At 58.2% G+C, this 18,709-nt stretch carries 21 protein-coding genes; 13 read left to right on the top strand and 8 right to left on the bottom strand.

Annotation, left to right across the window (positions count from 1 at the left end):
* Nucleotides 1-49: 49 nt before the first annotated feature.
* The 3 genes from rpsR to rpsF are packed head-to-tail and all read right to left on the bottom strand — an operon-like array spanning nt 50 to nt 1,099.
* Entirely contained in the window at nt 50-292 is a 243-nt protein-coding gene (rpsR, locus tag OGM81_00790; protein UYJ43719.1) for a 30S ribosomal protein S18, read from the bottom strand.
* 36 nt (nt 293-328) lie between these two features.
* Complete coding sequence (locus tag OGM81_00785) at nt 329-802, bottom strand: single-stranded DNA-binding protein (protein UYJ43718.1); 474 nt, start codon at nt 800-802, stop codon at nt 329-331.
* Nucleotides 803-814: 12 nt separating this feature from the next.
* On the bottom strand, nt 815-1,099 hold the full coding sequence (rpsF, locus tag OGM81_00780; protein UYJ43717.1) for a 30S ribosomal protein S6: 285 nt from the start codon (nt 1,097-1,099) through the stop codon (nt 815-817).
* Nucleotides 1,100-1,322: 223 nt separating this feature from the next.
* Here rpsF and OGM81_00775 point away from each other — a divergent pair, with 223 nt between their 5' ends.
* Complete coding sequence (locus tag OGM81_00775) at nt 1,323-2,264, top strand: AEC family transporter (protein UYJ43716.1); 942 nt, start codon at nt 1,323-1,325, stop codon at nt 2,262-2,264.
* 125 nt (nt 2,265-2,389) lie between these two features.
* On the opposite strand, the gene OGM81_00770 is transcribed toward OGM81_00775, so the two are convergent.
* From OGM81_00770 to OGM81_00760, 3 genes are read right to left on the bottom strand one after another with little or no spacing between them, the layout of a single operon-like run.
* Nucleotides 2,390-3,040: an ABC-2 transporter permease gene (locus OGM81_00770; GenBank protein ID UYJ43715.1), complete on the bottom strand. Its 651-nt coding sequence runs from the start codon at nt 3,038-3,040 to the stop codon at nt 2,390-2,392.
* Nucleotides 3,037-3,897: an ABC transporter ATP-binding protein gene (locus OGM81_00765; protein UYJ43714.1), complete on the bottom strand. Its 861-nt coding sequence runs from the start codon at nt 3,895-3,897 to the stop codon at nt 3,037-3,039. Before OGM81_00765 ends, OGM81_00770 begins: the two co-directional genes overlap by 4 nt.
* Before the next feature lie 3 nt (nt 3,898-3,900).
* Nucleotides 3,901-4,272 (bottom strand): GntR family transcriptional regulator, encoded by a 372-nt coding sequence (locus OGM81_00760; GenBank protein ID UYJ43713.1) that lies wholly within the window; start codon nt 4,270-4,272, stop codon nt 3,901-3,903.
* A gap of 172 nt (nt 4,273-4,444) precedes the next feature.
* On the opposite strand from OGM81_00760, the gene OGM81_00755 reads away from it, so the two are divergent.
* Both OGM81_00755 and OGM81_00750 read left to right on the top strand, forming a co-directional pair.
* Nucleotides 4,445-4,798: a helix-turn-helix domain-containing protein gene (locus OGM81_00755; protein UYJ43712.1), complete on the top strand. Its 354-nt coding sequence runs from the start codon at nt 4,445-4,447 to the stop codon at nt 4,796-4,798.
* 26 nt (nt 4,799-4,824) lie between these two features.
* Nucleotides 4,825-5,637, top strand: a complete 813-nt coding sequence (locus tag OGM81_00750; GenBank protein UYJ44943.1) for an IS3 family transposase — start codon at nt 4,825-4,827, stop codon at nt 5,635-5,637.
* A gap of 223 nt (nt 5,638-5,860) precedes the next feature.
* Here the strand turns inward: OGM81_00750 and OGM81_00745 are convergent, their stop codons facing one another.
* On the bottom strand, nt 5,861-7,282 hold the full coding sequence (locus OGM81_00745) for a glycine--tRNA ligase (protein ID UYJ43711.1): 1,422 nt from the start codon (nt 7,280-7,282) through the stop codon (nt 5,861-5,863).
* Nucleotides 7,283-7,516: 234 nt separating this feature from the next.
* Entirely contained in the window at nt 7,517-7,738 is a 222-nt protein-coding gene (locus OGM81_00740; protein UYJ43710.1) for a hypothetical protein, read from the bottom strand.
* 348 nt (nt 7,739-8,086) lie between these two features.
* On the opposite strand from OGM81_00740, the gene murC reads away from it, so the two are divergent.
* The 10 genes from murC (at nt 8,087) to OGM81_00690 (ending at nt 18,626) form a co-directional block, all read left to right on the top strand.
* Nucleotides 8,087-9,457: a UDP-N-acetylmuramate--L-alanine ligase gene (gene murC, locus OGM81_00735; GenBank protein UYJ43709.1), complete on the top strand. Its 1,371-nt coding sequence runs from the start codon at nt 8,087-8,089 to the stop codon at nt 9,455-9,457.
* A gap of 124 nt (nt 9,458-9,581) precedes the next feature.
* Entirely contained in the window at nt 9,582-10,817 is a 1,236-nt protein-coding gene (locus OGM81_00730) for an aminopeptidase (GenBank protein UYJ43708.1), read from the top strand.
* 131 nt (nt 10,818-10,948) lie between these two features.
* A complete protein-coding gene (locus OGM81_00725) occupies nt 10,949-12,253 on the top strand; it encodes a hypothetical protein (protein ID UYJ43707.1) in 1,305 nt (434 codons plus the stop codon).
* Nucleotides 12,254-12,452: 199 nt separating this feature from the next.
* The gene (locus OGM81_00720; GenBank protein UYJ43706.1) at nt 12,453-12,944 is read left to right on the top strand and encodes a ribosome maturation factor RimP; all 492 of its coding nucleotides are present in this window, start codon (nt 12,453-12,455) and stop codon (nt 12,942-12,944) included.
* Nucleotides 12,945-12,996: 52 nt separating this feature from the next.
* Nucleotides 12,997-14,070, top strand: coding sequence for a transcription termination factor NusA (nusA, locus tag OGM81_00715; protein ID UYJ43705.1), 1,074 nt, complete (start codon nt 12,997-12,999; stop codon nt 14,068-14,070).
* Nucleotides 14,071-14,118: 48 nt separating this feature from the next.
* Entirely contained in the window at nt 14,119-14,430 is a 312-nt protein-coding gene (locus tag OGM81_00710) for a YlxR family protein (protein UYJ43704.1), read from the top strand.
* Nucleotides 14,420-14,725 carry a 50S ribosomal protein L7ae gene (locus tag OGM81_00705; protein ID UYJ43703.1) on the top strand — a complete coding sequence of 102 codons (306 nt, stop codon included), beginning with the start codon at nt 14,420-14,422 and terminating at the stop codon, nt 14,723-14,725. The genes OGM81_00710 and OGM81_00705 overlap by 11 nt, the downstream gene beginning before the upstream one ends.
* Nucleotides 14,726-14,743: 18 nt before the next feature.
* Nucleotides 14,744-17,209, top strand: a complete 2,466-nt coding sequence (gene infB / locus OGM81_00700) for a translation initiation factor IF-2 (protein ID UYJ43702.1) — start codon at nt 14,744-14,746, stop codon at nt 17,207-17,209.
* Nucleotides 17,210-17,224: 15 nt separating this feature from the next.
* The gene (gene rbfA / locus OGM81_00695) at nt 17,225-17,590 is read left to right on the top strand and encodes a 30S ribosome-binding factor RbfA (GenBank protein ID UYJ43701.1); all 366 of its coding nucleotides are present in this window, start codon (nt 17,225-17,227) and stop codon (nt 17,588-17,590) included.
* A gap of 43 nt (nt 17,591-17,633) precedes the next feature.
* Complete coding sequence (locus OGM81_00690; GenBank protein UYJ43700.1) at nt 17,634-18,626, top strand: bifunctional oligoribonuclease/PAP phosphatase NrnA; 993 nt, start codon at nt 17,634-17,636, stop codon at nt 18,624-18,626.
* The last annotated feature ends 83 nt before the right edge of the window (nt 18,627-18,709 follow it).

Here is an 18,709-nt window from a genome sequence, read left to right as displayed (position 1 = left end):
GAAACGGGCTGCTCGGATTTTTTGTGCTTGTGAATACCAGACGCGCGAATTAGTCGCTCACGTAGGGCATCAGAGCCATATAACGGGCACGCTTGATGGCAACCGTCAGCTCACGCTGATGGAAAGCGCAGGTACCGGTCACACGGCGGGGAATGATCTTAGCGCGCTCGCTTACGTACTTGCGCAGGCGGGGCAGATCCTTGTAATCAATGTGCTCAACGCGATCGACGCAGAAGCTGCAGACCTTTTTACGGCCGCGATGCATCGGGCGGGAAGAACGATCCATAGCCATTGTGGTAACCTCCTTATAGATTGATACTTTCGATTCTTAGAAGGGCAGGTCGCCTTCGTCCTCGATCAGGGCAAAGTCATCGTTGCTGCCAGCGGAATAGCTGGGCGCCGGTGCCTGCTGCGCTGCCGGGCGGGCGGGGGCTGCCATGGGTGCGGCATAGCCGTTATCACCCATCGGTGCGGGGTTCGAGGATTTGGGGCCCGCGAAATTGATGTTGTTTGCCACGACCTCAACAGCCGTGCGATTTGCGCCGGTCTTATCCTGGTAGGAGCGGCTCTGCAAACGGCCGTCCACTACGATCAGGGAACCCTTCTGGAAATACTTGCAGACAAATTCTGCCTGGCGATCCCACGCGACCACATCGATCCAGTCTGCCTGGCTCTGGCCGTTGGCGTCACGGCGTCCTCGATCGCAAGCGATGCGGAAAGAAGCGACGTTTTTGCCGGTCGTGGTCTGGCGCAGTTCCGGGTCACGCGCAAGGCGGCCCATAATTGCAACAACATTCAGCATTTCGGTTTCTCCTTACTCCTCAACAGCAAGAGTCATGCTGCGAAGAACGCCCTCAGTGATCTTGAAAACGCGATCCAGCTCGGCCGGGAAATCGGGCTCGCTGGTGAAGTTGATCACAGTGTACACACCCTCGGTCTCATCGTTGATGGGGTAAGCAAGACGCTTCTTGCCCCAATCATCAACAGAATCGATCGTACCATTCGCTGCGATCAGGTTCTTGAACTTGTTGATCAGAGCGTTGGAAGCCTCTTCGTCGAGGTTCGCGGTGGTAACCATCATGGTTTCGTACTTTGCCATATTCTGTAGCACCTCCTTTTGGACTTTTGGCCTTTCGACTTATGCGAAAGGCAAGGATAACTGTGCTGTTCTCAGCACAGCAATTTATTATATCAATTTCCATGCACTTTGTCAAGGCACAAATCCTGCGTTTTTGGCCCTGTCGCGCAGATTTTTTTGCGCTTGTCAAACGCGGGCGCGGGTGGTAGAATTTTGTCTATAGGGGAACAAAAGGGGGATACCTGTGCAAAATTTAATCTTCAGCTTAAACGCCACCCTGCCGGTGTTTTTGACCATGGTGGCGGGCTGGCTGCTGCGGCAGTGGGGCTTTCTGCCCAAGGAGTTCTGTAAGACGGCGGACAGGCTGACCTTTAAAATCACACTGCCCATCATGCTGTTTTTGGACATGTCGGCGGTGGATATCCTGCATGATTTCCGGCCTAAGTTTGTGCTGTTCTGCTTTGCGGCCACGCTGGCCGGCATTTTAGTGGTCTGGGGCGCAGCGCATGTCCTGATCCGTGATAAGTCCATCGTAGGCGAGTTCGTGCAGGCCAGCTACCGCAGCAGTGCGGCTGTACTGGGCGTGGCGTTCATCCAGAACATCTACGGCACGGCGGGCATGGCCCCGCTGATGATGCTGGGCAGCGTACCGCTGTTCAACATTTTTGCTGTGCTGATTCTGATGCTGGAATCGCCCGAACAGAAAGGTGCCCCCTCGCTGAAGCAATTGCTGAAAGGCGTGGCCACCAACCCGATCTTGCTGGGCATTATCACCGGCACGGTGTTTGCGCTGCTGCCGGTCAGCCTGCCTGCTGTTGCCACTAAAACGTTGAACAATCTGGCCTCCGTCACCACCCCTCTGGCGCTGCTGTCCATCGGTGCAAGTTTTGAGGGGGCCAAGGCCATCAAAAAGCTGGTGCCCACGCTGGTAGCGGCCCTGCTGAAGACCGTGGGGCTGGCGGCGGTGTTTGTGCCGGTGGCTGTGGTGCTGGGGTTCCGGAATGAGGAATTGATCGCGCTGCTCATTATGCTGGGCAGCCCCACGACGCCCAGCTCTTACGTCATGGCGAAGAATATGGGCCATGAGGGTGTGCTGACGTCAAGCTGCATTGCCACCACGACACTGCTCTCGGCGCTGACGCTAACGGGGTGGATCTTTCTGCTAAGGAGCGGGGGATACTTATAATACGGTGCCTCTCATTTTGTAGGGGAGGATGCTCGCATCGACCCGCGGGCGGATGCAAGCATCCTCCCCTACAATGCTGCGATAAACGAAACCTGCGCCCTGTGTGAAAGCAGAGCGCAGGTTTTTCATTTCTCCTTTTTCGCGTAGACGCGCACACAAATGGTGTAACTGATGGCATAAAGCACAGTAGTCAACAAGAGCGACAGGGCAATTATGCCCGCTATAAGGGCGGTTTTGGCTTGCAATGCGGTATTCATGCCGGCAATGCCCACCTGCGTCTGGTTTTGTAGAATCTCCTGTGCGGCAAAACACGCCCCGAAAACGATAGCAAACACAATGACCATTAAATATGCGCGGGATTTGGCTGCCCCGAAGCGGTAGGTGATGGGCATGAGCAGAGCGTTCGTCAGCACCGAGACTTCGGCGCAGGCCAGAATGCCGAGGGCGTACTCGGCCCCACCAACGCCTGCCAGCAAAACCAGCGCCAGCGAAAGCGCCGCGCCGATGGCCGTGCTGGCCGCGCATAGAAGATATTTGCTGGCGATGACCTGCCCCGGCGTCACCGGCAGGGTAGCGGCGTAGGCGTCCCAATGGGCCTGCTCGTCGTAGTTGATGGTCGAGGCCACGTAGATGCCCCATACCACCGTCATGGCATAGGCCAGGTAAGCCTCTCTCGTGACCAAAATGAGCACTCCGTACAGCGCCACCAGCAGCAGAATGTTGCCCTTGAAGCTGCGGGTCATAATGCTGATGTCTTTATACAAAAGTCCTTTCATTGTGCATCCCTCCCGCTATAAAAGCGCATGATGTCATCGATGCTGGCACTGTCGCAGACGGCATCGGGCAGGGCGGTATGGGCGGCGGTGCGGTCCTTGACCAGCGTTTCGCAGCCGAACGCCCCGCGTCGGGTGTAGACGGCACAGCCCTCGGGCAGGCGGGCAAGGTCGGTCTCGGCGCAGCGCAGCAGGCCGTATTCCTGCAGCAGATCGTCCTTATTTTCGCAGAACAACAACTGGCCGTGATGCAGGTAGGCGATGGCATCGGCGACCTGTTCCAAATCGCTGGTAATGTGGCTGCTCATCAGCACGCTGTGCTGCTCGTCCTGGATGAAGTCCAGCAGCAGGTCCAGCAGTTCGCCGCGCACCACAGGGTCCAGCCCTGCGGTGGCTTCGTCCAGGATCAGCAGCTCCGGGTCGTGGGCCAGGGCGGTGGCAAAGCTCAGTTTCATCCGCATGCCGCGGCTGTACTCTTTAATTTTTTTGCTGCCGTCCAGCTCAAAACGACGCACCAGCGCGTCAAATTTCACAGTGTCCCAGCGCTTGCCAAAGATGCCCGCCATGCTTTTGCCCACGCAGGCAGCGTTGAAGCAATCAGGGAAATAGGCATCCTCAAACACCACGCCGATGCGGGCGCGGATGGCGGGGTCGGCAGGGGAGCCGCCCAGCAGTTCCACGCTGCCGCCGGCCGGCCGGATGGCCCCGCACAGCAGTTTCAGCGCAGTGGTCTTGCCTGCACCGTTCTCACCGATCAGGCCCAGGATACTGCCCGCCGGGACCGCAAGGTCGACGGGACCCAGGGCAAATGTTTTATAATGTTTCGTAGCACCGCGCAAAGCGGCGGCTGTGGTAAGCATAGTTCAGCCCTCCCATAAAAGGCGCAAGGTCTCGGCGACCTCCTCATAGCCGATGCCGCCCAGCCGCGCAGCGTCCACCGCGCCCTGCAGGCAGTCTTCGACTTTTTTCAGGTGTTGTTCATGCAGCAGGGCGGGATTCTGGGGTGCCACAAAGCTGCCGCGGCCCGGCTGGGTCACGAGGAAGCCCTCGGCCTCGAGGTCCTCATAGGCGCGCTTGGTGGTAATAACGCTGATACGCAGTTCTTTTGCCAGTAGGCGGATACTGGGCAGAGCGTCCCCCTCATGTAGTTGGCCGGACAAGATCTGCTGCTTGATCTGCCGTGTGATCTGCGCGTAGATCGGCTCCTGTCCGCTGTTGGATAGGTAAATTTCCATTTGTGAGTACTCCTTGTGATCGAACTGTACACATTCGATATATACAGTATATACGCAGTATACACAGTTGTCAATAGGCAAACAAAAATAAAAACCAGACAGGCCCGGTGGTGAACTGCACCCCATTTGTTGGACAGTATGGTATACTGTTTAGGAAATGGGGTGTTTTTCTATGCCAAAAGGAGTACCAAACAAACGATATACGCCGGAATTCAAAAAACTGGTGATTGAAACCATGCAGGAAGAGAAATTAAGTTACAGCGAAACCTGTCGTAGATTTGAGGTAAACAGCAGAGATCGAATCAAATCATGGGAGCGAATCTATCTGGAGGAAGGGCCGGAAGGCTTTGCCGTCGAACGGCGTGGCCGCGGCAGTAAGGGCCGTCCGCCAAAGCAGGTGCCGAAGCAGGTGGAAGAAGATCTGCTGGCAGAAGTCCAGCGACTGCGTGCGGAGAACGATTACCTAAAAAATTTGCAAGCCTTGGTTTTGGAAGACGAGCGACGCCAGCGCAGAAAACGCTGGTAGTTCAAAAGCTGAGGCAAAGACATTCTCTGGATATTCTTCTCTCAATCGCTCAACTACCCCGTGCCACTTTCTACTACCATCTGAAACGGATGCAGAAAGAAGACAAATATGCATCCGTTAAGGAAGAAATCACAACGATTTACCACGAAAACAGGGGGCGGTACGGCTATCGCCGCATTACAACAGAACTTCATAAGCGTAAATTCTCTCTGAACCACAAGACTGTCCAGCGGCTTATGAAGGAGCTGGGCTTGGTTTGCCGTGTCAGGATGAAAAAATATCGCTCTTACAAGGGTGAAGTGGGCAAAATCTCACCAAATCTGCTGAATCGGGATTTCCACGCCGAAAAGCCGAACCAGAAATGGGTCACCGATGTGACGGAGTTCAGCCTGTTCGGAGAAAAGCTCTATCTGTCCCCGATTCTCGATCTGCACAGCAGCGATCTGGTCAGCTATACCATCTCCGAGCGTCCTGTACTCAGCATGGTAACCAGTATGCTGGACGAAGCGTTTGCGAAGATTCCGGCCGGAACAAACCTGATTCTCCATTCTGACCAGGGCTGGCAATACCAGCACAGGCAGTACCAGCGGATGCTCCGCGAAAAGGGCATCCGGCAGAGCATGAGCCGGAAAGGAAACTGTCTGGACAATGCGGTGATAGAAAACTTCTTCGGGCTGCTCAAAAGTGAACTGCTGTATTTGCAGGAATTCCGTTCCATGGAGCACTTCAAACAGGAGCTTGTTGCATATCTGGATTACTACAACAACCACCGCATCAAGGCAAAACTGAAGGGCTTGCCGCCTGCAATTCACAGACAGCAAGCCCTTTCAGCTGCTTGAACAATTTTTACTTCAAAATATTGTCTAACTTTTGGGGGTCACTTCATGGGTGGGTCTGCCTGGTTGATTCGTTCTTCAGCTCCCTCCGGGAGGGGGCTCCGCCCGCAGGCGGTGGAGGGAGAGAGCATTACCAAATTATCAGCTGCTAAACTCTCCCTCCGGCGCTTCGCGTCATCTCCCCCGTACCGGGGGAGTCTGTCTCGCAGGGGGAGACTTTCTCAAATTAGAACGCCACTTTCTTGGCGATATAGTCCTTCAGCTCACTGATGGGCATACGGACCTGCTCCATGGTGTCGCGGTCGCGGACGGTCACACAGCCGTCGGCCTCGACTTTGTCGTCGCCGACAGTCTGGAAGTCCACGGTGATGCACAGCGGGGTACCGATCTCATCCTGGCGGCGGTAACGCTTGCCGATGGAGCCGGCGTCGTCGTAGTCGACCATAAAGTCCTTGGCCAGCTCGTTACGGATCTCCATGGCCTTGTCGCCCAGCTTCTTGGACAGGGGCAGCACGGCGCACTTGAAGGGAGCCAGGAACGGATGCAGATGCAGGACGGTGCGGACATCCTCCTTGCCCTTGCTGTCGGTCAGGTGCTGTTCGTCGTAGGCTTCGCACAGGAAGGCCAGGGCCACACGGTCACAGCCCAGGGAGGGCTCGATAACGTAGGGGATGTAGTGCTCGTTGGTCTCGGGGTCGAAGTACTCCAGGCTCTTGCCGGAAGCCTCCTGGTGGCGGCTCAGGTCGTAGTTGGTACGGTCGGCAATGCCCCACAGCTCGCCCCAATCAGTGAACGGGAAGGCATACTCAATATCGGTGGTGGCGCGGCTGTAGAAAGCCAGCTCAGCGGCTTCGTGGTCACGCAGGCGCAGGTTTTCTTCCTTGATACCCAGGGACAGCAGCCAGTTCTTGCAGAAATCTTTCCAGTAGGCGAACCACTCCAGGTCAGTGTCGGGCTTGCAGAAGAACTCGCACTCCATCTGCTCGAACTCGCGGGTACGGAAGGTGAAGTTGCCCGGGGTGATCTCGTTACGGAAAGCCTTGCCCACCTGGCAGACGCCGAAGGGCAACTTGCGGCGGGTGGTGCGCTGGATGTTGGCAAAGTTCACGAAGATGCCCTGTGCGGTCTCGGGGCGCAGATAGCAGGTGGAGGAGGAATCCTCGGTAACGCCGATGGCGGTCTTGAACATCAGGTTGAACTTGCGGATGGGGGTAAAGTCATGCTTGCCGCAGACGGGGCAGACGACCTCATCATGGCTGGCGATGAATGCGTCCATCTCGTCAAAGGTCATGGCGTCGACGTCGACGTTCTTGCCCTGCTCACACTCAGCGATCAGCTTATCGGCGCGGTGGCGGCTCTTGCAGGCACGGCAGTCCAGCAGGGGATCGGAGAAGCTGGCCACGTGGCCGGTCGTCACCCAAGTCTGGGGGTTCATCAGGATAGCGGCATCCAGGCCGACGTTATACGGGCTTTCCTGCACGAATTTCTTCAGCCAAGCCTTTTTGACGTTGTTCTTGAACTCAACGCCCAGGGGGCCGTAGTCCCAGCTGTTGGCCAGGCCGCCGTAGATCTCGCTGCCGGGGTAGATGAAACCGCGGTTTTTGCACAGGTTGACAATCATGTCAAGGGTCTTTTCACTGTTCTTCATACATAAACTCCTTCCGCATGGCTGGCTGCCACACAAAGCGATTTTTTCCCACCGCGCCGGACGTTTTCCGACACGATATGGCCATTATACCATAGTAGAGGGCAGGGGACAAGGCAGTTTGAGGAAAAAAAGCCGCTATTATGCCTCCCTCTGGGAGGGAGAGAGCCTTGCCTTAAGCTCTCTCCCCCACCCGCTTCACGGGAGCCCCCTCCCAGGGGGGCCGATGAGGTACAATTATAACAACACCGCCGCAATCTTCTTGGCCAGCTGGGTCAGTTCGGCGCGGGTCAGGGTCTTGTCGGTGGCCAGGCGGGCCAGCTCGGCCTGCACGCGGTCGATCTTGTGCGCAGGGATGCCGATACGCGCCAGCTCCTTTTGGGTAAAGGGCGGCTCGTTTTGCTTCTGCCCCAGCCGCGATGCCGCCAGCGGGTCCACGCCCCACAGCACTTTTGCCATATGTAAGCCCTCCTGTTTGTGGTAAACGTCCAAAATTTGTGCAGGTTTATCGATATTATACCAAAAAAGGCAGCAAAGCGCAAAGGAAAAGCACCGGGTTTTGCGGGCAGTTTATCGTACTGTAAAATCCTTTTTGGCTGGCAAAACATCCCGCCGGGGCGGCGACCTCGACGGATTGTCATATTGACGATGTCCATTTTTGTATATTTTACTAAAAAATCGCTCACCCTGTCCAAAAATTTCAAAAAACGGTTTCTTTTGTGAAAGAAAAAAGCTATAATCTAAGTAACTAGTTGGAATAGAACCGCGCCCGCTGCCGGGCACGGAGTATTTTTGAGGTGACCACTGATGGTTTATACAATGTTTGATCCCAAACTGCTGGACGGCGTGCAGACCGTGCATTTCATCGGCTGCGGCGGCTCCGGCACCTATCCGCTGATCCAGATCCTGCACAGCCAGGGCTATGCGATCACCGGCTCGGACGTAGAGGAGACCAAGAACACCGAAGCCGAACGTGCGCTGGGCGTGCGGGTGTTTATCGGCCACGATGCCGCTAACGTGGGCAATGCGCAGCTGGTCGTTTACAGTGCCGCCATCCATGACGACAACCCCGAGCTGCAGGCCGCCCGTGCCCGCGGCATCAAAGCGGTGGAGCGCAGCGTGCTGCTGGGCTACATCAGCCGCAGCCATCCGCAGAGCGTCGGCGTAGCCGGCACCCATGGCAAGACCACCACCACCGGCATGATCACCACCATGCTGGAACTGGCCGGCAAGGACCCTGCTGCCGTTATCGGCGGCAAGCTGCCCCTTATCGATGGTTACGGCAAGGCCGGCAACGGCCAAAGCGTCGTTATCGAAGCCTGCGAGTACCACGAGACCTTCCTGCACCTGACCAGCGCAGTCGGCGTGATTCTGAACATTGACAACGACCATCTGGAATATTACGGCACCATGGGCCAGCTGAAACTGGCCTTCCAGAAGTTTGCGCTGCTGTCCCGCACGGTGGTCTTTAACATGGACGACCGCAACACGATGGACGTGGTCAGCTCCATCGACCGCCCGGTGGTCAGTTTCGGCATCCACGAGGAAGCCCGCATCCGTGCCATCAATATCAAGGAGTACAAGCCCGGTTTCTTTGAGTTCGACGTGCTGGAGCTGGGTGAGCCGTTCGCCCACCTGCAGTTGGGCGTGCCCGGTTACCATAATATTTATAATGCGCTGGCCATGTGCGCCTGCGTGCGCCCCCTGCACCTGAAGCCCGAGGATGCCGTGCGCGCTGCTGCTGAATTCCACGGCACCGGCCGCCGCTTTGAGATCAAGGGCGAGTGCAACGGTGCGGTCATCGTGGACGACTACGCCCACCATCCTACCGAGCTGGCCGCCACCCTGGCCACCGCCAAGGAGATGGGCTATGAGCGCGTGATCGCCGTGCACCAGCCGTTCACCTACAGCCGCACCAAGATGCTGATGGATGACTTTGCCAAGGTTCTGAGTGTGGCCGATCAGGTGGTGCTGCTGCCGATCATGGGCAGCCGCGAGAAGGATGACGGCAGCGTGAAGAGCGAGGATCTGGCCGCCAAGATTCCCGGCAGCATCGTGGTCGACGGGCTGGAATCCGCCGCCGAGTCGGTGAAAAAGAACGCCCACAAGGGCGACCTGGTCGTCTGCATGAGCTGCGGTGACCTGTACAAAGCCGCTGACATGATGGTTGGCAAATAAGTTTTCCCCCACAGGCTGCCCAGCCGGGCGGCCTGTTTTTGTAGAGTACGCGGGCGGATGCAAGCATCTGCCCCTACAGATCAACGGCAACTATATCATTCATTATTGTAAAGGAGCCTCTCCCATGAACCAGCACTTTCTGCAGCTGTATGCCGACTTTATCGTTAAGGTGGGCGTCAATGTGCGCCCGCGGCAAAATTTTATCGTGCGCTGCCCGGTCACGATGCCGGACTTCGCCCATGCCTGCGTCCGCGCCGGTTATGAGGCGGGTGCCAAGACCGTCGTTGTCCGCTGGGAGGACGACAAGCTGACCCGCTTGAACATGGAAATGGCCGACGAAAAAGATCTGACCGCCATGAAGCCCTACGAGCTGCGCAGCTACCTCGACTATGCCGAGGACCCGGACGGCTGCTGCACACTGGCCATCCATGCCGAGGATCCCGAGGCCCTGGCCGGGCTGGATGCCGGCAAGCTGAATCGTGTCAGCCTGACCCGCCGCACCTTCCTCAAGCCCTGGCAGGAGTACACGATGAACGACCGCGTGCAGTGGTGCGTGGCCGCCGTGCCCGCCCCGAGTTGGGCCGCGAAAGTCTTCCCTGAGCTGCCGGTGGAGGAAGCCGTCGAGAAGCTGTGGCAGGTCATTTTTGACGTCTGCCGCGTTTCCACCGGCGACCCCGTCACTGCCTGGCAGGAGCATGTTGCCAAGACCAAAGCCCGCCGCGACCAGCTGAATGCCTGGAACCTGGACCATGTGCACATCGTCAGTTCCAACGGCACCGACCTGACCGTCGGCCTGGCCGACGACGCCACCTGGGAGGGTGCTTCCAGCAAGACAGACGGCGGTATTGAGTTCATCGCCAATGTGCCCACCGAGGAAGTGTTCTGCGCACCCCACCGCGAGCGGGTCAACGGCACGGTCTACGGCACCAAGCCTTACGTGTACAACGGCCAGCTGATTGAGGGCTGGCACGTCACCTTTAAGGACGGCAAGGTCGTTGAGCATGGTGCCGAGAAGAACGCCAGCCTGCTGGCCGAGCTGCTCTCCACCGATGAGAACTCCAACCGCATCGGAGAGGTGGCCTTCGTGCCCGCCTCCAGCCCCATCAACCGCAGCGGTGTGCTGTTCTTCAACACGCTGTTTGACGAGAACGCCGCCTGCCACATTGCCTTTGGCGCAGGCTACCCCACCAACATCAAGGGCGGAAGCGCCATGACCCGTGCCCAGCTGATGGAAAAGGGCCTGAACGACTCCGCCATCCACGAGGACGTGATGATTGGTGCCCCCGACACCCACATCACCGGTACCACCAAAGACGGCCAGGAAGTCACCATCTTTGTAAACGGTGAATGGGCATTTTAACTAAATTTTAATCGTAAACTTTGTAAGTGCTGCACGCTGTTGCAGCACTTTTTTATTTGACTCTCTGTCTTGTTTCTCTGTATAATAAGGATGTCGATATTTGTCGATTTTATTGCAAGGGGATATGTTGTATGAAAAAGAGAACGTTCCGTCTGGCTGCCGCGGCATTGGCGCTGGCTCTGACCGGCTGCGCCGCTGCCGATACCAGCACAGCCGCGCAGATCGAAATGCGTGTACAGGACGGCTATATTCAATATTATAATGGTACTGATTGGGAAAACCTGATCTCCACCGAAGAGCTGAAAGGCGAAAAAGGGGATAAAGGCGACCCCGGCGAAAAGGGCGAACGCGGCGAGATCGGCCCGCAGGGTGCCAAGGGCGATAAGGGAGACCCCGGCACGAATGGCATCAATGGCCAGAACGGCACCGATGGTGCAAACGGTAAAGACGGTGCCAACGGCCAGAATGGCACCAATGGTAAAAACGGCGTTGACGGCAAGAACGGTGCCGATGGCAAAGATGGCGTCGATGGTAAGGACGGCCTGAACGGCAAAGATGGCGTTGATGGCAAGGACGGCCGGGACGGCGTCGATGGCAAAGACGGTCGCAATGGTGTGGACGGCAAGGATGGCAAAGACGGCATTGATGGCAAGGATGGCCGGGATGGCGTTGATGGAAAAGATGGCATTTCCAGCGTACCAGGCATCACGAAAAACTTGCGTGCTTCTATTTATAATTACTACAACTTCTTTGATTATGACAGCGTATGCGGTCACCTTGAGATTGACGATGTTGAGAAAGCCGTCATTGATGACCAATCTTTTTGGGAAAAAGATTCAAGCAAGCTCAAACACATCAGCTTTCTTATGAACGAGGACGGTCAGCTTTCGCTCACTGCCGTTGCTGAACCTGGCTGGTCGTTCGTCAAATGGGATGACGACGTCACCACCCCATCCCGAACTATTACCTATACGGATGATTCTGGGCTAATTGCTTATTTTGCCCCAACAGACCCCACCCTTAGTTGGGACAATATCAAGCCTTTTTATCATTGTTCTGCCGCGTTGGTTCATTCCTATAGTTACTCAGAACCATGGATTGACATAAAGTACGCTTGCAACGATGCATCCTACACATCCAACACGCAAAATACCCTTGGTGAAGGTCGTCTTGCTTCCAAAGGCGAGGATTCCACTTTTGGGAAATATATTGATATTGAGCATAGCGTCACAACCACCGTGCGCTATGGCAACCTTTCCGCTTATCCTTCAGAAAATATAGGCACTTATATTTATGGTACCAGTGTGCTCTCACTTACTACAGTTAATGAATCCGCCACCCTCCGCATCCAAATTTTGCAGGATGGCAGCCCGGTCGACCCGGAAACTGTGCTGCCACCGTTGAGCACAGTGGATTGGCTGCAGCAGGGCGAGTGACCCGCAAAACCATACCGCATCCCCGCCAAAACGCAAACTGCGCAAAATATGTGCGGCCTAATGGGCGCAGGATGGGCTTTTTTGCCGTGTGGGGGTTGCATTTTGTGCGCGGGTGTGGTATATTCTTATTGTTCGATGATGATTTTATTGGAAAGTGGGCCGCAAGGTCCGCTTTCTTTTTATGATGGGAGCAAATTTCATGGCAAAACAGCAAAACAGCGGCGGCGCCGTCAAAACGGTCGAAGCCCTGGCACGTCCCGTTGTCGAAGGCATGGGCCTTCGCCTGTGGGATGTCCGCTTTGAGAAGGAAGGCCCAGACTGGTTCCTGCGCATCCTGATCGACCGCGACGAGCCGCTGGACACCGACACCTGCGAGGCCGTTTCCCGCGCGATCGATCCGCTGCTGGACGAGGCAGACCCCATTGAGCAGAGCTACTACCTCGAAGTCGGCAGCCCGGGATTGGGCCGCCGTCTGACCCGCCCGGAGCATTACGAGGCACTTAAGGGTCAGAAGTGCGCTGCTCACCTCATCCGCCCGGACGAGGCCGGCCGCCGCGACATCGAGGGCATCCTGCAGGGGCTGGATGCCGACGGCAACGCCACTTTGGTGAACGGGGAAGAGACCTACACCTTCCCCGTAAAGATGGCGGGCTATGTCAAGCTGTGTGACGACGAAAATCTGTTCGATTGACGATCGACTGAAACCTATCGACTGCAACATATAATTGGGAGGAAACCAAAAAATGGCTACTGCAAACAACGAATTTTTTGAGGCTCTCGCTGCGCTGGAAAAGGAGCGCGGCCTGCCTGAGGACTATCTGGTCGAAAAGATCAAGGCCGCAATCGTCATCGCTGTGAAGAAAGACTACGAGGTCGAGGACGACAACGTTGTCGTCGACATCGACCCCGAGATCGGCGCTTTCCGCGCCAGCCTGCTGCGCGACATCGTGGAGGACGTCGAGAACCCCCACACCCAGGTCAGCCTGGAGGATGCCCAAAAGGTCCGCAAGAGCTACAAGGTCGGCCAGCGCTTGGTCACCCCGCTGAAGACCAAGGAATTTGGCCGCATCGCCGCCCAGACCGCCAAGCACGTCATCCGTCAGGGCCTGCGCGAGGGCGAGCGCAACCTGCAGTGCAGCGAGATGCAGTCCCGCGCCCATGAGCTGATTACCGCCACCGTTGTTTCCGTCGACCACGAGCGCGGCAACATCGTGCTAGATCTGGGCAAGGGCGGCTCTGCCGTGCTGCCCCGCAACGAGCAGGTCCCCGGCGAGAGCTTCAACGAGGGCGACACCGTGCAGGTCTATGTCGTGGACGTGCTGGCTACCGACCGCGGCCCCCGCGTGACCATCAGCCGCACCCATCCCGGCCTGGTCAAGCGCATGTTTGAGCTGGAAGTTCCCGAGATCTACGACGGCACCGTCGAGATCAAGGCCATCGCCCGCGAGGCTGGTGCCCGCACCAAGCTGGCCGTCTGGAGCAAGAATCCCGACGTTGACCCCGTCGGCGCCTGCATTGGTGCCCGCGGCGCCCGCGTGGAGAAGATCGTCCAGGAGCTGAACGGCGAGAAGATCGATGTCATCCGCTGGAGCGAGGACATCACCGAGTTCATCTCTGCCGCCCTGTCTCCGGCCAAGGTCGTCAAGGTCGAGCTGCTGCCCGGCGAGACCAAGAGCTGCCGCGTCACCGTGCCCGACCACCAGCTGAGCCTGGCCATCGGCAACAAAGGCCAGAACGTCCGCCTGTGTGCCCACCTGACCGGCTACAACATTGACATCCGCCCCGAATCCGGCTACTACGGCGAGGACGAGGAGTAAAAGCCAGCCGCCCAGCGGTTACCATATTTTAGAAAAGAGGTCGGCTACTTGCAGCAGCAAAAGCAAAAGAAAATCCCGGTACGCCGGTGCGTTGGATGCAATGCCCAGCGCCCCAAGCGTGAACTGGTCCGCGTAGTGCGCAGTCCCGAAGGGGAGATCAGCATTGATCTGCGCGGCAAAGCGCCGGGCCGCGGCGCCTACTTGTGCCCCTCGGCCGCCTGCCTTGCCAAAGCGCGCAAGGCCAAACGGCTGGAACGCACCTTTGAGGTCCCCATCCCGGACGGCATCTATGACCGCCTGACCGAGGAGATCCAGTGTGCGGAACAAAGCGCAAAGGAGGCGGCAGACCATGGCGAATGAACAGCACCCGCTGATGGGTGCCCTGGGGCTGTGCCGCAAGGCCGGCAAGCTGCTGCACGGGTATGACCGCGTACAGGAAAACGCCCTGCGCGGCAAGGTTGCACTGGTGCTGCTGACGGCTGACGCCAGCGAACGCACCGTCAAGCATATGAAGGAAGCCTGCGAGGGCATCGTTGCCTGTGAGCAGATCCCTCTGACCAGCGCCCAGCTGGCTATGCTTACCCCGAAACCCGCCGCCGTGTTCGGCATTACCGACGAACACCTTGCGCAGCTGTGCGCAAAACATCTTACCTGATAAGGAGGACCACAATCTATGGATTTTAAATACAAGATCGCTGATGTTGCCAAGGAGTTCGGCGTACCCACCAAGAAAGTGATCGAGACCGTAGCCCCCATTACCGGCGAGAGCTACAAGACCGGCAGCACCTTTGGTGAAAAGGAACTGAATCTGCTGCTGGAGACCCTGACCCGCGAGAATGCCGAGGGCAGCCTGGATGCCTACCTGGCCAGCGGCGCCAAGGAAGAGCCCGCCCCGGCCCCGAAGGCCCCCGTTGAGAACAAGAAGCCCGCTGCCGAGGCCAAGAAGCCTGAGCAGAAGCCCGCCCCGAAGGCCGAGGAAAAGAAGCCCGAAGCCAAGAATGCGGAAGAGAAAAAGCCGGAGAGCAAGAAGGACCGCAAGGCCGAGAACAAGCCTGCCGAGAAGCGCAGCGAAAAGCGCGTTACCCTGCAGGAGCTGGCCGCCGACACCGGCATCAAGGAGCCTGTCAAGGCTGTGGAGCAGGTGCAGGTCAACCGTGCCCAGGTGTCTGTTGACACCCGCACCGTCGACGTGAACGTGGATAAGTTCAACGCCCGCTACGACGACCTGGCCGACAGCCGCAACATGCCCAACAAGCGCAAGAACCAGCCCACCGGCAAGAAAGAAAAGTTCAACAACCGCAACAACCGCCGCGGCCAGCAGTTCGGCCGCCGCCGTGAGACCGAGGCTGAGCGCCTGCAGCGCATCCAGCTGGAGAAGGCCCGCAACGCGCAGCTGAAGATCTCCATCCCCGATGAGATCACCGTCGGCGAGCTGGCTGCCCGCCTGAAGCAGACCGCTGCCAAGGTCGTTGCCAAGTTCATGCAGATGGGCGAGATGCACGCCATCTCCGATGTCGTCGATTTCGACACCGCCGCCCTGATCGCTGAGGAGTTCCACGCCAAGGTCGAGCACGAGGTCCATGTCTCCATCGAGGAGCGCCTGTTTGTGCAGGAAGAGGACAACGCAGCTGATCTGGTCGAGCGCCCGCCGGTCGTCGTGGTCATGGGCCACGTTGACCACGGCAAGACCTCCATCCTGGATGCCATCCGTAAGTCCAACGTCACCAAGGGCGAGGCCGGCGGCATCACCCAGGCCATCGGTGCTTACCAGGTCAAGAGCGGCGATAAGCTCATCACCTTCCTGGACACCCCCGGCCACGAGGCTTTCACCGCCATGCGTGCCCGCGGCGCCAACATGACCGATATTGCGGTTCTGGTCGTTGCAGCCGATGACGGCATCATGCCCCAGACTATCGAATCCATCAACCACGCCAAGGCTGCCAATGTCAAGCTGATCGTTGCCATCAACAAGATGGATAAGCCCACCGCCAACCCGGAGCGCGTGAAAGAGCAGCTGACCAAGTACGAGATCGTGCCCGAGGATTGGGGCGGCGATGTTGCCTGCATCCCTGTCTCTGCCGTCACCGGCATGGGCATCAGCGACCTGCTGGAGCGCATCGCGCTGGAGGCCGAGGTCATGGAACTGAAGGCCAACCCCAGCCGCCGCGGCAAGGGTGCTGTCGTCGAAGCCCGCCTGGACAAGGGCCAGGGCCCCATCGCCACCCTGCTGGTGCAGAACGGCACCCTGCATAAGGGCGACTGCCTGATCGCCGGCACCTCCGTTGGCCGCGTGCGTACCATGCGCGACGACAAGGGCCGCGAGATCACCGAGGCCGGTCCTTCCACCCCCGTCGAGATCACTGGCCTGACCGAAGTGCCCGAAGCCGGCGAGCTGTTCGAGGCTGTTGAGGACGAGCGCCTGGCCCGTGAGCTGGCCGACAAGCGTACCGCCGAGGCCAAGGAAAAGCAGTTTGCCGCTTACACCAAAGTCACCCTGGATAACCTGTTCGACCAGATGGCCGCCAACGATATGAAGGAGCTGCCCATCGTCGTCAAGGCTGACGTCCAGGGCTCCGCCGAGGCCGTGAAGCAGAGCCTCGAGAAGATCTCCAACGACGAGGTCCGCGTCCGCGTGATCCATGCTGGCGTCGGTGCCATCTCCAAGTCCGACGTTTCTCTGGCTGACGCTTCCAACGCCATCATCATTGGCTTCAATGTCCGTCCCGATGCCGTTGCCAAGGCTGAAGCCGAGCAGACCGGCGTTGAGATGCGTATGTACCGCGTCATTTACGATGCTATCAACGATGTTTCCGACGCTATGAAGGGCATGCTGGCCCCGAAGGTGCGCGAAGTTGCCCTGGGCGAGGCTCAGGTCCGCCAGGTCTACAAGATCTCCAGCGTCGGCACCGTTGCCGGCTGCCGTGTTACCGACGGCAAGATCACCCGCGATGCCCAGCTGCGCCTGGTACGTGACGGCATCGTCATCTGTGAGGATTCCATCGCCAGCCTGAAGCGTTTTAAGGACGACGCCAAGGAAGTGGCCGAGGGCTTTGAGTGCGGCATCACGCTGGCCAAGTTCCAGGACATCAAGGAAGGCGACGTCTTCGAGTGCTTCAAGATGGAAGAGTACCGCGACTAAGAGGGAAACAAATCTATGCCTACCAAAAACCATGGCCGTATGGCCCAGGATATGAAGCGGGAGCTGATCGCCATTATCGGCGAGATGAAGGACCCCCGCATTACGGGCGGTCTGCTGACGGTGACCCGTCTGGACGTAACGCCCGATCTTGACCAGGCGAAAGTTTATATCAGCGTAATGGGCCGCGAGGGCGGCCCTGCGCCGGTCGTCAAGGCTCTGAACAAGGCTTCCGGGCATGTCCGCACCGAGGTCAGCCGCCGTATGCACATCCGCAAGGCACCGCGCTTTGTCTTTGTAGCCGATGAGGGCGCTGCTTACGCCGCCCACATCAACAAGCTGCTGGACGAACTGGCGGTCGCGGAGGGCGGCGGCGCGGAGTAAGCGTCTTACGCAGTTGTAATATCTTCTGGAAAAGAGGAACCCTATGACTCAGAATGTAGACCGCGAGACCGTTGTTTCGCGCCTGCTGGGCACCGATGACATCTTGATTCTGTGCCACAAAAACCCGGACGGCGATACCATCGGCTCGGGCGCTGCGCTGTGCAAGGCACTGCAGCACCTGGGCAAGACCGCCGCTGTGCTGTGCAGTGATCCCATTCCTGCCATGTATGATTACATGCAGATCACCGTGTACGACGGCAGCTTCACCCCCGCCTTTGTGGTGGCGGTGGACGTGGCTGGTATCCAGCTGTTCGGCGACCACAATAACATCCAGGATTACGCCGAGCATGTCGACCTGTGCATCGATCACCACGGCTCCAACAGCGGCTACGCCTACGAAACGCTGGTGGACGACCACGCGGCTGCAGCCGCTGAGCTGCTGACCGAGCTGATCCCCCAGATGGGCGTGGAGCTTACGCCGGAGATTGCGGCCTGCCTGTACACCGGCGTGGCCACCGACACGGGCTGCTTCCGCTTTACCAACACCACGGCCAACACCCACCTGGCAGCTGCCAAGCTGATCGAGGCCGGGGCCGATGTGGAAAAGCTGAATGAACGCCTGTTCGAGTGCCGCTCTCATGCACGCATCCAGGCCGAAAAAATGGCGCTGGAAAGTCTGGAATTCTACTACGAGGACCGCTGCGCCCTCATCTGCCTGACCTGGGATCAAATCCAGGCCGCAGGTGTGGCCGGGGCTGAGTTGGAGGATTTGACCAGCATTCCGCGTTCCATCGAGGGCGTGGAGGTCGGCCTGACCCTGCGCCAGCAAAAGGACGGCAGCTACAAGATCAGCGTGCGCACCGGCCACGACACCAACGCCTGCAACATTGCACGGCGCCTAGGCGGCGGCGGGCACCCCCGCGCTGCCGGGTGCGAGATCAGCGGCAATCTGGACAACGCCAAGCATGCCATCCTGGAAGAAGTCAAAAAGGAACTGGACCGCGCTGAGGCGGAGAAGAACAGCTTAGAGCAGTAAATTTTGCCATCTGTTTGTAGGGGTCGATGCTCGCGTCCGCCCCTACAGAATCACGGCAGGCAAGACTGCTTTATAATCGAAAC

Source organism: Oscillospiraceae bacterium, assembly GCA_025758045.1.
In the GTDB taxonomy this organism is placed as follows: Bacteria; Bacillota; Clostridia; order Oscillospirales; family Ruminococcaceae; genus Gemmiger.
This window is presented reverse-complemented; position numbering and strand designations above follow the sequence as displayed.